Annotated in this window: 16 protein-coding genes and 1 pseudogene; 14 read left to right on the forward strand and 3 right to left on the reverse strand. The window is 37.6% G+C overall.

The features are described from left to right. The first annotated feature begins 4 nt into the window (after positions 1-4). Positions 5-1,432, forward strand: coding sequence for an LCP family protein (locus tag ACYVQ1_RS01415; RefSeq protein WP_461249582.1), 1,428 nt, complete (start codon positions 5-7; stop codon positions 1,430-1,432). A gap of 37 nt (positions 1,433-1,469) precedes the next feature. On the opposite strand, the gene ACYVQ1_RS01420 is transcribed toward ACYVQ1_RS01415, so the two are convergent. From ACYVQ1_RS01420 to ACYVQ1_RS01430, 3 genes are read right to left on the reverse strand one after another with little or no spacing between them, the layout of a single operon-like run. Next, complete coding sequence (locus ACYVQ1_RS01420) at positions 1,470-2,384, reverse strand: TDT family transporter (RefSeq protein WP_461249583.1); 915 nt, start codon at positions 2,382-2,384, stop codon at positions 1,470-1,472. A gap of 19 nt (positions 2,385-2,403) precedes the next feature. Further along, positions 2,404-3,468 (reverse strand): acyl-CoA dehydrogenase family protein, encoded by a 1,065-nt coding sequence (locus ACYVQ1_RS01425; protein ID WP_461249584.1) that lies wholly within the window; start codon positions 3,466-3,468, stop codon positions 2,404-2,406. 38 nt (positions 3,469-3,506) lie between these two features. Then, complete coding sequence (locus tag ACYVQ1_RS01430; protein ID WP_037611439.1) at positions 3,507-4,055, reverse strand: carboxymuconolactone decarboxylase family protein; 549 nt, start codon at positions 4,053-4,055, stop codon at positions 3,507-3,509. A gap of 213 nt (positions 4,056-4,268) precedes the next feature. Between ACYVQ1_RS01430 and rlmD the strand changes: the two genes are divergently transcribed. The 13 genes and pseudogenes from rlmD (at position 4,269) to ACYVQ1_RS01495 (ending at position 12,647) form a co-directional block, all read left to right on the forward strand. After that, complete coding sequence (gene rlmD, locus ACYVQ1_RS01435; protein WP_461249585.1) at positions 4,269-5,639, forward strand: 23S rRNA (uracil(1939)-C(5))-methyltransferase RlmD; 1,371 nt, start codon at positions 4,269-4,271, stop codon at positions 5,637-5,639. Between the two features lie 340 nt (positions 5,640-5,979). Further along, positions 5,980-6,597, forward strand: a complete 618-nt coding sequence (locus ACYVQ1_RS01440) for a TetR/AcrR family transcriptional regulator (RefSeq protein WP_084925524.1) — start codon at positions 5,980-5,982, stop codon at positions 6,595-6,597. A gap of 109 nt (positions 6,598-6,706) precedes the next feature. Further along, positions 6,707-7,417, forward strand: a complete 711-nt coding sequence (locus ACYVQ1_RS01445) for an ABC transporter ATP-binding protein (protein ID WP_118184635.1) — start codon at positions 6,707-6,709, stop codon at positions 7,415-7,417. Beyond that, complete coding sequence (locus ACYVQ1_RS01450; RefSeq protein ID WP_270281934.1) at positions 7,410-8,969, forward strand: putative ABC transporter permease subunit; 1,560 nt, start codon at positions 7,410-7,412, stop codon at positions 8,967-8,969. Before ACYVQ1_RS01445 ends, ACYVQ1_RS01450 begins: the two co-directional genes overlap by 8 nt. 18 nt (positions 8,970-8,987) lie before the next feature. Continuing rightward, positions 8,988-9,209, forward strand: a complete 222-nt coding sequence (locus ACYVQ1_RS01455; RefSeq protein WP_270281932.1) for a DUF1648 domain-containing protein — start codon at positions 8,988-8,990, stop codon at positions 9,207-9,209. Beyond that, entirely contained in the window at positions 9,206-9,547 is a 342-nt protein-coding gene (locus ACYVQ1_RS01460) for a GntR family transcriptional regulator (protein WP_270281931.1), read from the forward strand. The genes ACYVQ1_RS01455 and ACYVQ1_RS01460 overlap by 4 nt, the downstream gene beginning before the upstream one ends. A 169-nt stretch (positions 9,548-9,716) precedes the next feature. Then, the gene (locus ACYVQ1_RS01465) at positions 9,717-10,469 is read left to right on the forward strand and encodes a lysostaphin resistance A-like protein (protein ID WP_461249586.1); all 753 of its coding nucleotides are present in this window, start codon (positions 9,717-9,719) and stop codon (positions 10,467-10,469) included. Then, positions 10,454-10,594 (forward strand): annotated as a pseudogene (locus tag ACYVQ1_RS01470) (VOC family protein); the annotation flags it as partial. The gene ACYVQ1_RS01465 and the pseudogene ACYVQ1_RS01470, both read left to right, overlap by 16 nt. A gap of 21 nt (positions 10,595-10,615) precedes the next feature. Continuing rightward, on the forward strand, positions 10,616-10,936 hold the full coding sequence (locus ACYVQ1_RS01475; RefSeq protein WP_461249587.1) for a TfoX/Sxy family protein: 321 nt from the start codon (positions 10,616-10,618) through the stop codon (positions 10,934-10,936). A 29-nt stretch (positions 10,937-10,965) separates the two neighbouring features. Continuing rightward, complete coding sequence (locus ACYVQ1_RS01480; protein WP_270281928.1) at positions 10,966-11,166, forward strand: hypothetical protein; 201 nt, start codon at positions 10,966-10,968, stop codon at positions 11,164-11,166. Next, a complete protein-coding gene (locus tag ACYVQ1_RS01485) occupies positions 11,166-11,609 on the forward strand; it encodes a GNAT family N-acetyltransferase (RefSeq protein WP_270281927.1) in 444 nt (147 codons plus the stop codon). Before ACYVQ1_RS01480 ends, ACYVQ1_RS01485 begins: the two co-directional genes overlap by 1 nt. A 128-nt stretch (positions 11,610-11,737) precedes the next feature. Beyond that, complete coding sequence (locus tag ACYVQ1_RS01490) at positions 11,738-11,968, forward strand: GNAT family N-acetyltransferase (RefSeq protein WP_461249588.1); 231 nt, start codon at positions 11,738-11,740, stop codon at positions 11,966-11,968. A gap of 136 nt (positions 11,969-12,104) precedes the next feature. After that, complete coding sequence (locus ACYVQ1_RS01495; RefSeq protein WP_461249589.1) at positions 12,105-12,647, forward strand: GNAT family N-acetyltransferase; 543 nt, start codon at positions 12,105-12,107, stop codon at positions 12,645-12,647. The last annotated feature ends 6 nt before the right edge of the window (positions 12,648-12,653 follow it).

Genomic DNA, 12,653 nt, shown 5'->3' on the forward strand with positions numbered 1-12,653 from the left:
TCTTATGACCAAATCTAACAATGGGCCGTTTACGCATCATGAACGGTTACGTTACAGCTATCTTTTAAAAAATCTTGCTCACCTAAATGGACAGCAGGCCTCAGAATTCAATTTTCTTCAAGGAAAGTTGGATGCCTATGAAGCTGAGCGGCGGTATCAAGCGCAAAGAGTGGATTATCAAACAGCATGGCATCAGCCTTATGACAATCGTTCTGACTACTATCAAGAGCGTGATTATGAGTCTGCCGATCAGCTAACTGAGGAAGGTTTGCCCGTCTATCGGGAGGAAGTCGCTCAAAGTAAACCTAAACCTAAACGTAAAAAGGTTCAAAGACAAGCAACCTCTTCAGCAACGTCGGCTCCAAGGTCCAAGTCGCAAGTAGCCAAGAAGAAGCGACCAAAGAAAAAGAGAAGGCTCAAGAAAGTTGTTAAGCTGGTGCTTAGTTGCTTGAGTCTTGGAGTTGTGTTCTTAGTGATAGCCATGGCCTATCAATTTTACAAGGGAACAGACCTTTCTGCTGCAGGTAATAATGGTAAATCCTATCAGCCTGCCGTAGTTGAGACCTTTAATGGTAAGGATACCAAGGATGGGGTTAATATCCTTATTCTAGGTTCTGACCAGCGAGTTAGCCAAGACTCTACCGATGCCAGAACGGACTCCATCATGGTTGTCAATGTGGGCAATAAAGAAGGTAAGATTAAGATGGTTAGCTTTATGCGAGATACCTTGGTCAATATCAAGGGGGCTTCAGAAACCGACTATTCTCAGGACTTGAAACTTAATACGGCTTTCAATATTGGTGAGCAAAATAATCATCAAGGGGCAGAACTCATGCGTGAGACCCTCAAACGAAACTTTGACATTGATATTAAGTACTATGCCATGGTTGATTTTGAAACCTTTGCGACAGGGGTCGATACCCTCTTCCCGAATGGTGTGGAAATCAATGCGAAGTTTGCGACCATTGATGGTAAAAAAGTGTCATCAGTACAAGTCCCAGATGATTTGAAGATGGACAAGAATGGTCATGTGCCAAATCAAACCATTAAAGTCGGTAAGCAACAGATGGATGGGCGAACTCTTCTTAATTACGCTCGTTTCCGTAAGGATGATGAAGGGGATTATGGCCGTACCAAGCGCCAACAACAAGTGATGCAGGCTGTTATGAAGCAGCTTAAGAATCCACTTAATCTCTTCAATGGACCTGAGGCTTTGGGGAAGGTTTACTCACTAACCTCAACCAATATGAGTATGACGGATATGTTGGATTTGGGACTTTCAAATGCTGGTAGTTTCAAAAAAGGGATCAATTCGCAAACCATTCCTTCGGATGGTGATTGGATTGACAGTTATGATTTGTATGGCGGTCAAGGGATTGAAATTGATTTTGATAACTATCAGTCAAAATTAAAAGAACTAGGATTTAGATAAGAAAACAAAGCAGGTTCACACTGAACCTGCTTGTTTTTTAGCATTTAGCTTGTATAAGAGCATAGTATATTAGCTTAAGAAAATGATAGAGTAGATAAACCATGATAGCAAGCACTAGCAAGAGCTCGATGGTATAAATCAGTTGGCTAGCTAGATTTACGAGTTTAAGACTTGTAGTCGCTGCCTTGAAAGCATTGGCACTATTAACCAAGGGGAAGCTAAAGGCAGCAAAAAGTGGAACAAAACCCTTGTTAACGAGTCTGGTAAAGAGTCCCAAACCATAAAAATAAAATACTTGTGAAGATAGTAAGAGTCCAACTAGCAGTAAAGAATTAATTTCTTGCCCACTCTTAAGGTAAGCTGTAATGAGGAGAGCAAGAGGAGCTGCAAGGACTGCTAGACTTGCTTGAAGACCTGAACTTACTTTGATACGGAATAATCTGTAAAAAATAAGAATGAAGAGTAGGCAAGCAGCAAGTCCCGTAAGTCCTAGAATAGTAGCCTTGAAAGTGATTGCTATTGTACTTGGAGCAGTTACCAAGCTAATAGCAGGACCTACGTAAACCACAAACCAGCTTGGATAGACATCTTCTAGCTTAAAAGATTTAAGAAAACGGTAGCTAAAGAAGAGGATATAGGCCAAGTAGATAAGTAGAAGACTAAGCCAAAGAGCAGTTTGTCCAGTTAAGGAGATGGGTAGACGAGCGAAAAAGAGAAAGAGTGCCATGAAAAAGCTTGGGAAGGATGAAGCAATGACTGTGTTTTTCAAATCTTCCTTGGTCTGGTCTTTCCCTAGCCATAACCGTCCTAAGATAAGGACTAATCCGATACTTGCTAAGCACCAAATGCCCTGTGAAAACAGGGCATATTGACTTATTTGATTGGATAAACTAAAGAGGGCTAAAAGTAAACTCGATAGAGCCAAGGGAATCTTGCTGAAAAACGCCTTCATGTAAAACCTTTCTGATTAATTACTGATTTGCGAGGATATGACGGAGTTGCACAGCACTTGGAGATACAATTGGAAGAAAAACACCTTCGTTCCAACGTCGAATAAAACTAGAATCAGATTCTTTAAGATAACCTCGACCACCACTAGCTTGAAGCTCTAATAAGAGGCTATTAGCCACTACATCTACAATGTCGATGCGAAGCTGGAAGAGTTCACGTGGGTTATCGATGAAGTAGCTTGGATCATTAAGACCTGCATAGAGTTGGTCTTGAATGTTTAGTAGGGCTTCACGTGTTGTTTCAAACTCATTTCGAAGAACGCTTCGATTGCTTGCTAGACTGCTTTCTACCTCATTAAGGGAGCGTTGAGCCAAACCAAAGGCTAAGCCAAACTGGAAGCCAAGGAAGTTAGGTCGTGTTTGGGCGATAAAGTCCACAGCGTCTTTGGAAAGAATCCAATTAGGGTCTAGTTTGACATGATTGAAGGTCAAACTAGCAGTGTTGGAGCCCTGCAAGGAAACAAATTCTAGATCAGCTGAACGGCTCAATCCCTCAGCTTCTGATGGAATGGTAATAATCCAAGGTTGGCGGTCATCATTAAATCCAGCAGCAAAGAGAGCAGCGAATTTATCAGAACGAAGGTTAGTTACCCAAGGAAGACGACCATCGAGATAGTAGTCATCACCTTCTTGAGAAATAGTGACATTGAGTTCCTCGATATCTGATAGAAATTTAACGGCATTAGACAAACCGGTACCACCAGCTCGTTCACCATTAAACAGTTCAGCTAACCATGCTTGTCTAGGGTAGGGATTGTCACTGCTTAAAATATATTCGATAAAAGTACGATGTCCCCAAGAAATAAAGGAAGCCGTTAAGGAATGCTGTGCGAGTTCCCCAAGAAAATCAACAACTTGAGTAGGTTCACCACCTAAGCCATCATACTCTTTGGGAACGCTTACTTTAAAAATATCATGTCCAGCAATTTTTTTCAAGAGTTGATTGGCAATTGGTCCAGATTCTTGGTCGATGAGATCAGCATTGGTGTCTAACCAAGTAAGGAATTCTTTTGAAAAATATGACATAGGCTTAGGTCCTCCTCTGTTTATCGCTTCGTTTTGAATTAAGCGTATTCTTGAAGTTCAGGGTTAATCGGTGTTTGTGCGAGATTGTTAGCGTAGTTACACAAGCTTGCAAGGCTGACACCCAAGATAACGTCAAGGGCATTTTGTGCAGTGTAGCCAGCTTCCAAGAAGTCATTGTAGGCTTCGTCACCAACAGCACCTTTGGTATTGATCACGGCAATAGTGAATTTAGCAAGGGTATCAAGTTTTGGATCATCTTCGATTGGTGTACGGTTACGAAGGGCTTCCAAAAGTTGAGGTGTCATTTGGATTTGCTTGATTGAAAAGGCTGTATGACCTGCCACACAGAAGGCACAGCCATTAGTAACAGCAGCTGTAATTTGAACAACCTCACGTTCAGTTGGTGTCAATGAATTGCGACGGTTGATTTCACCGACAGTACGGTAAGTTTCAAGCGCAGTTGGCGCATTAGCAAGGAGACCAATCAAGTTTGGAATGTATCCCCCATTGGCATCTTTGACTGTTTGAAGGACGTCTTTGACTTCTTCCGGTGCAGTTTCGATTGTATGAATGGTAATATCTGGCATGATTATTCTCCTTTAGATAGAAACGACATCTAGCCTAGTTGCTGAGTCGTTTATTTTTTTGTCATGGACCTATGATAGCACCGTTTGACTTTTCTGAAAAATCTATAATATTTATGGCCAGCCATAAATTTAATTTATATGTGCTATAATGGAGAGTAGCAAGTGGCTTTTTAGGAAAACCTAGAGGCCTATCAGAGTAAAGAAAGTTGAATTATGTTAAATAAAAACGCTATTGTAGAAGTTGAAATTGTCGATTTGACACATGAAGGAGCGGGTGTCGCTAAGGTAGATGGCTTTGTCTTTTTTGTGGATAACGCCCTACCAGGTGAAGTCATCAAGATGCGCGTGCTTAAGCTCAAGAAAAATATCGGCTTTGGTAAGGTTGAGGAGTATGTGACCCTTTCACCAAACCGCAATCAGGACATTGATGCAACCTATCTCCGTTCAGGAATTGCTGATTTTGGCCATATGACCTACGAGGAGCAGCTCAAGTTCAAGCGTAAACAAGTTGTGGACAACCTCTATAAGACAGCAGGTATCTCAGACGTAGAAGTCGCTGAAACATTGGGGATGGATACACCGTACGCTTACCGTAATAAGGCACAGGTGCCCGTTCGCCGTGTTAAAGGTCAGCTTGAAACAGGTTTCTACCGCAAGAATTCGCACGACTTGATTCCAATTGAAGATTTCCTTATCCAAGACAAGGAAATTGATAAACTCATTGTCTTTGTTCGTGACCTTCTCCGTCGCTATGACCTTAAACCTTATGATGAGAAGGAGCAGACAGGTTTGATTCGTCATTTGGTAGTTCGTCGTGGTCATTATTCAGGTCAGATGATGTTGGTCTTTGTAACGACCAGACCAAAAGTTTTCCGCATTGACCAAGTCATTGCTAAGATTACAGAAGCCTTCCCAAGTGTCGTTTCCATCATCCAAAACATCAACGATAAGAACACTAACGCCATCTTTGGTAAGGAGTTCCGCACCCTTTATGGCCAAGACACCATCACAGACAGTATGTTGGGCAATGACTATGAGATCTCTGCCCAATCTTTCTATCAGGTTAACACCGAGATGGCTGAAAAACTCTATCAAACAGCTATTGACTTCTCAGATTTAAACAGCAACAGCATTGTTATTGATGCCTATTCAGGAATCGGGACAATCGGTTTGTCATTTGCAAAACAGGTCAAGGAAGTCTACGGCGTTGAAGTCATCGAAACAGCCGTCGAAGATGCCAAGAAAAATGCAGAACGCAACGGCATTACAAATGCCCACTATGTGGCTGACTCAGCTGAAAATGCCATGGCCAAGTGGAGCAAGGATGGCATCAAACCAGATGTTATCATTGTGGACCCACCACGTAAGGGCTTGACTGAAAGCTTCATCAAAGCTAGCGCCGCCATGCAACCTGAGAAGATTACCTACGTCTCATGTAACCCAGCAACCATGGCGCGTGATATCAAACGCTATCAAGAATTAGGCTATGAATTGAAGAAAGTTCAGCCAGTGGATCTTTTTCCTCAGACGCATCATGTTGAGGCGGTATCACTGCTTGTACGAGCTGCGGTATCAGCGAAGTAGAAGCAGATGTTCGGCCCATGCGATAGGACTCGTAGAATGAGGAGGGAGACCGACGAAATGATACGGTAAGTCCGAACCGCCGAGTGTGTGAGTTTATTGGTAAAACGCAGTTAAGCATCTCGCTTTTATATTTCAAGGCGAGATGCTTCAAAGCTCCACTGGAGCTTTGAACTCCCACAAACGCATCATGTTGAGGCGGTATCACTGCTTGTAAAAGCGTAGAAAAAAATGTTGACGAAAAAGCCTTGGTGACAGGGCTTTTTCTTCTGGTTTCAAAAATATAATTTTTAATTGACACTTTGTCAGTAAAGTAGTATGATCTATAATCAGGAGGAATAAAATGCGAGATGTAAAAGATCCAGAAATTCGACGGGCTGAGATTATGGATGCTGCTATGCTCCTCTTTATGGAGAAAGGATATGCGAACACAACAACTCAGGATATAGTCGATAAGGTAAATATATCACGAGGTTTGTTATACTATCACTTTAAGAACAAAGAAGATATTCTGTATTGTCTTGTGGAACGTTATTCAGAGAAATTATTGAGAGATATTCATGTGATTGTCAATGATGACGACAAAACTGCTATTGAAAAAATAAGAGCCTTTATAGATGCCACAATAATCTCTACAGATAACGTTTCAGCGGAGGGAACTGAGTTACAAAAGACGGTTGATCTTGAAGAAAATCGTTATATGTTAGATAAGTTATCCCATAAGCTCATTGAAAAACTGACTATATATTTTGAGAGGATAATAAATCAAGGCATCTCAGAAAAAGTATTTTCTGTAAAATATCCATCAGAAACAGCAGAATTTCTGATGACAGCCTATGTTTTTGTTTCAAATAACATAGGTATAAAAACTTCAAAGAAAGAACCAGTCAAAGATTACTTGAATGCATTTAAGATAATGCTGGAACAAAATCTAAATACAAAAGGACTCTTTAGCAATTAAAAAAAAATAGAATGTTTGTAAAGAGAACTATGTACCGATAGCTAAATCAAAACAAGCTATCGGTATTATTTCAAAATATAACTGACAAATTGTCAATGGAGGCAAAAATATGTTAGAGATAAAGAATTTTAGTAAAAGTTATGGGGATAAGACGGTTGTGGATAACCTATCTATTTCAGTACAGCCTGGAGATATTTATGGTTTTATTGGAGCAAATGGTGCGGGAAAAACGACAACGATAAAGGCAGTTGTCGGTATCCATGATTTTGAAGACGGAAGTATAATTATCAACGGTCATTCTATTAAAGAAGAACCTGTTATTTGTAAGAAAATGATGGCGTATATCCCAGATAATCCAGATTTGTATGAACATATGACAGGACTTCAATATATTAATTTTATTGCTGACCTGTTTGAAATTCCTACAAAAATACGCAGGGAGAGAATCCAAAAATACGGTGATTTATTTGATATGACTGAGCATCTTTCGGGGATTATTTCTTCATATTCACATGGTATGAAGCAACGAACAGCCATTATTTCAGCACTTGTACATTCTCCCAAACTGTTGATTTTAGATGAACCTTTTGTTGGGCTAGATCCCAAAGCAACTTTCTTACTAAAGAAAATTATGCATGAGTGTGTTTCAGATGGAGGTGCTATTTTCTTTTCAACCCATGTATTGGATGTTGCGGAAAAATTATGTAATAAGATTGCCATTATCAAAAATGGAAAGTTAATCGCAAGTGGCAATACAGGAGACGTCAAAGGTAATGAATCATTGGAGGCATTTTTCATGGAGGTGCAGGGCAATGAGTAACATTTGGATACTAATTAGAGCACAATTGATAAATTTTTTTCCCATTAACCAGATTAGAGAGACGGGAAATAAAAAACAAAGTTCAATGGCTATTGCGAGTTTTGGCATAGTAACTCTTGCCTTATTTTGCTTTTTTTATAATATGCTAACAGCTAAAACATTGGTACAAGTTGGACAGCAGAACTTGATACCAGCATATATGGTCTCTGTCTCAAGTTTTTCAATATTATTTTTGACAGTATTTTATTCGAATGGCATTTTATTTGGCAGTCGAGATATGGAAATTCTCCTATCCTTACCCGTTAAAAGTTCGTATATTATCATCAGCAAGTTCATGTTTATGTACTTATTGAATTTTTTAATAGGCTTGATGTTTATGCTTCCGGGCGGAATTGTATGGGGCTTGAACGGAAGTTTAAACCTCCTACAGATTATATTGTATTTTACTTCTATAATTTTTGCCCCTTTGATCCCCATGTGTATAGCGGCATGCATGGGAATCGTTATTGTTGTCGCTTCATCTTTTTTTAAAAGGAAAAATGTTATCTCTCTTATTTTTTCATTTGCGATGCTAGGTATAATTGGATATTTTGCATTATCAGCTATGCAATCAGGTGATGAAAGTAGTATTGGGGTTACTCTAGCTAAGCAAATTACTGGACTGTATCCAATTTCTAGACTATTTATGTCATACTACGATTTTCCAATGTACTGTGGAATGGGATTTTATTTAGTTCTTTCAATAGTCGTTTTTTATCTATTTGTCAAAATTGCTTCGTTGAAGTATGGACTACTTAATACACTTGCTAATACAAAATCAAGATATGCTAATGACAAAGTATCTTATGAAAGAAAATCGGTATTTTTTGCCTTATATCAAAAAGAGCTTGGACGATTTTTAAGTTCTTATATGGCAGTCTTGAATGCTGGGCTTGGAGTGATTATCTTATGTGTCTTTAGTATATGTTTCCTGTTTAATTCTGTAGATCAAATAGGAAATTCTGCAGGAATTGAAAATATAAATGAGTATCTTTCAAACTTATCTCCCGTCTTTATTGCATCTATGCTTTCACTCAGTTGTCCAGCAGCTTCATCTATATCTTTAGAAGGTAAAAATATTTGGATTTTGAAAAGTTCTCCGGTTGAGGTGAAAATGATTTTAAATGCTAAGATAGCTGTCACTCTCACACTTCATTTGATTGGCTATATGATTTCTGTATGTGTATTTATGCTGAAACTTGATATGAATCCTATTCAAGTTATGAATCTAGTTATTGTTCCTATATGTTACTCCCTTTTTATAACGGTAATCGGAATTTCATTAAATAAAAAATATCCTAACTATGATTGGGACAGTGAGATGATAGTTGTCAAACAAAGTCTTCCTGTTATTGTAACTGGAATTATTGGTATGATTACGCTTATTACACCTATTTTGCTTAATTGGCTGTTTAATCTTCCGATTATATTTATTTTGCAGGCAGTATCAGTAATTTTACTGGCTATTTCGTTTAGAGTTTATATAAAAATGACCAAGTTAAATTTTATCTAGTTAAAGGAGGAAAATAAGATGAAAAACAGACTGATAAAAGATATTTTGGTGTTATTAGTAATGCTAGCTATAATAGTTGTTACTTGTAGATTTCTTCCAGAAAAAGTTCCGATTCATTTCAATGCAAAAGGAGAAGCAGATATGTTTGCAAATAAATACTATCTTCTACTAGCTACAGTCATTCCCTATTCTGCATATTGGAAGTTTGTTAGGGAAAAGGCAAATAAAAAGATTAAATGAAACCCCATCTATATTTACAAATTGCATCAAAATTAAGAACGACTATTTTAAGAGGTGATTATGCACCTGAACAACAAATTCCTTCAATAAGGAGATTAGCAGAAAATGAGAAGTGTAATCCGGCAACCGTCCAAAAAGCAATGAAAGTTCTCGAAGAACAGAATTTGGTTATTAGCTGTGGAACATTAGGATATTTTGTCATAGAAAGCGAGCAAGAAATAAAGGAGTTAAGATATCAAGAATCTAACAAGCTAGTGAAAATTTTGTTTGAAAAACTAGGTGAGCTAGGCTTTTCAGAAGATGAGATTGTCAATTTATTTTTTAGAAAAGATGCTTAGAAGAAGTTGAATGGAAATTTATTAGGATTATTTGTGAAAGTATAGAAAAGCCTTGATTTCAAGGCTTTTTCTTGCGTTTTTGTGATAGAATATGGTTAGTTATAAATTGAGAGCAACTTAGAAGCAGTAAAAAAATTTATTCATAAAGTAATCAAGATAAGGAAGATAAATGACAGAAATTGATAAAAAGAATTTAAAAAATTATCTTTATTTTACATTTGGAATTACTTATATAGCTTGGGGGCTTCTTGCCATATTTACACAATCTCATATTTTGGGATTAGAAACCTTTATAGGGAGAATATTACATATAGTTGGTGCACTTGGACCAGCTATTGCAAGTGGGTTTTATTTGAAAAGTAACAATATAAAATTTAAACATTTTGTATTTAATAAAAGAAAAAATAGTAGTATTTATTTCATTATTCATATGTTAGCAATATTGATACTATTCTCTGTATCTTCCTTAGAATTAAACGGAGTATCACTTTATCTGATGCCACTATTCTTTATTCAATTAATTTTTTTTGGTGGTGGACATGAAGAATTAGGATGGAGAGGTATATTACAACCGTTACTTGATAAAAAATATACGTATTGGCAATCTAATTTGATTGTAGGATCAATTTGGGGGATTTGGCATCTGCCTTTATGGTTTATAGTTGGGGAAAGTCATCAAGGATTTCCTTTTATTTTATTTTTCACATATACATTATTTTTAAGTTTTGTTTTAGGGCTTCTTTACCGTCAAACGAGATCTGTGGGGTACTGTATATTATTTCATGCGTTCGCAAATTTGTTAAATCTCTATTTTGTGTTAAAAATTAACGTTATTTTTATTATCATTTTTATTGCTTATTTAATTTATACGATATTGGCGAGTAATAGAATTAGTAAGGAAAAGCAGGTGGAAAAATTGTGAAAGACCCACAGGAAGTTTTTTGGAGTGGATATCATGCATATTTTTCGGATTTAGATGGATACTGTTGGGAAGTTGCATGGGGTCCAAATTTTAAGTTTGACGAAAATGGACTATTGAAATTTTAGTAATTAAGGGAGATAGAAAAAATGGCTTCAAGTAAAGAATATTTAAACTTCATTTTAGAACAACTATCTGAGTTGGAAGAAATAACATATAAATCAATGATGGGTGAATATATTATTTATTATCGTGGAAAAATTGTGGGTGGAATTTATGATGATAGATTTTTAGTGAAGCCTGTTAAATCTGCAACAGCATCTATGCCAAATGCAAAGTACGAGTTACCATATGATGGAGCAAAGGAAATGTTATTGGTAGATGATGTTGACAACAAAGAATTTTTAACCGGCTTATTCAATTCAATGTATGATGAGTTACCTGCACCAAAACCGAAGAAAAAGAAATAATCAAATTAGAATTTGTGGAGAGAATTTGAATGAAAAATGCCGTTATATATGTTCATGGTAAGGGTGGTAATGCAGAAGAAGCTAATCGCTATAAACAATTTTTTGATGACAGCTTTGAAATCATTGGATTTGATTACAAATCATTGAACCCGCGGGATGCTAAAATCGAGGTTATAAATTATTTGCGAAACAATAATAACAATAAATATTTTAAGAAGTGGGTGTGTTGATGGAAATAATAGAGGTTATGAAAAACAAAAAAAATTATATTGAGTTGCTATTATTGGCAGATGAGCAGGAGGATATGATAGACCGTTATATTGATAAGGGTAAAATGTATGTACTTGATGATAATGGTATAAAATGTGAGTGTGTTGTAATCGATGTGGGAAATGGCGTACTTGAAATTAAGAATATTGCGACAGTTCCGGAATATCAAGGCAAAGGTTACGCGAAAGCCATGATTGATTTTATTATCACGAAATACAGAGAAGAGTATTCTACCCTGCAGGTAGGAACGGGCGATAGTCCAATGACGATTCCGTTTTATGAAAAGTGTGGGTTTGTGCGATCACATATCGCCCCGAACTTCTTTACAGACAATTATGACCATCCAATATATGAATGTGGCATTCAGTTGGTAGACATGGTTTATTTGCGGAGATCTTTCTAAATCCCGGTTTGTCTAACTGAATATTAAACTGTTTTAAGACACTTACTTATTTCGAAGACGGGAAATACTGCGGAGAATCGTTCTATGAAATCGACGCAGAGCATCGAAGCGCCGCTCTGGACATAAAATTGTTTGGATTTGCACGGGGATGTGGAATTGCAACGGCCGGGCTCTCCCATGCAATCAAAGAAGCGTTCCTAAACGGTGCAGAGATTGTATGGGTCAATCCGAATCCGGAAAATATGAAAGCAATCGCGTTGTATGAGAGGCTTGGCTTTCAGCAGAAAGACTTTCCGGAGTACCTGATTTCCGAGGATGAGGAGAAAACCTCAATCTATATGGAACTTCGCAAAAACTGATTCCATACGCAAATTCCAGTTTGTCGAGGTAATACCCTTTAACGATAACCTTATGCTATTGTGAAAAAGAGTCAAATCATGAAAAATCCTTCATTTGAAGTGATTTTATAAACAGTTGGAATTTAAGGAGAACAAAATGATTTTAGAAACGGAAAGATTGATTCTTCGCCCATGGGAAGAAAGAGATGCCAATGATTTATTTCAATATGCCAGTCATCCAGAGGTTGGTCCGATTGCTGGTTGGCCTGTACATACCAGTGTTGAAAACAGTAGGGAGATTATAAAAAATTATTTTTCAGCACCTGAAATATATGCCATCGTTTTAAAAGAAACAATGCAGCCAGTGGGTAGCATAGGATTGATGATTGGCTCTGCAAGTGATAAAGGGATTCCGGATACTGAGGCGGAGATTGGCTACTGGATTGGAGTTCCCTATTGGGGTCAGGGGCTTATACCAGAAGCAGTTCGTGAGATGATGAGACATGGATTTGATGACTTGAATCTGGAGAAAATGTGGTGTGGTTATTTTGACGGCAATACAAAGTCGAAGAGAGTTCAGGAAAAATGTGGGTTCCGTTATCATCATACAAAAGAGAAGGTTCCGTGTGCATTGGAAGGTGTTCTTCGTACAGAACATATAACCTGTCTCTCAAAGGAAGAGTGGATTTCAATTAAGTAAATCCCA

The sequence above is a fragment of the Streptococcus parasalivarius genome (assembly GCF_054785155.1).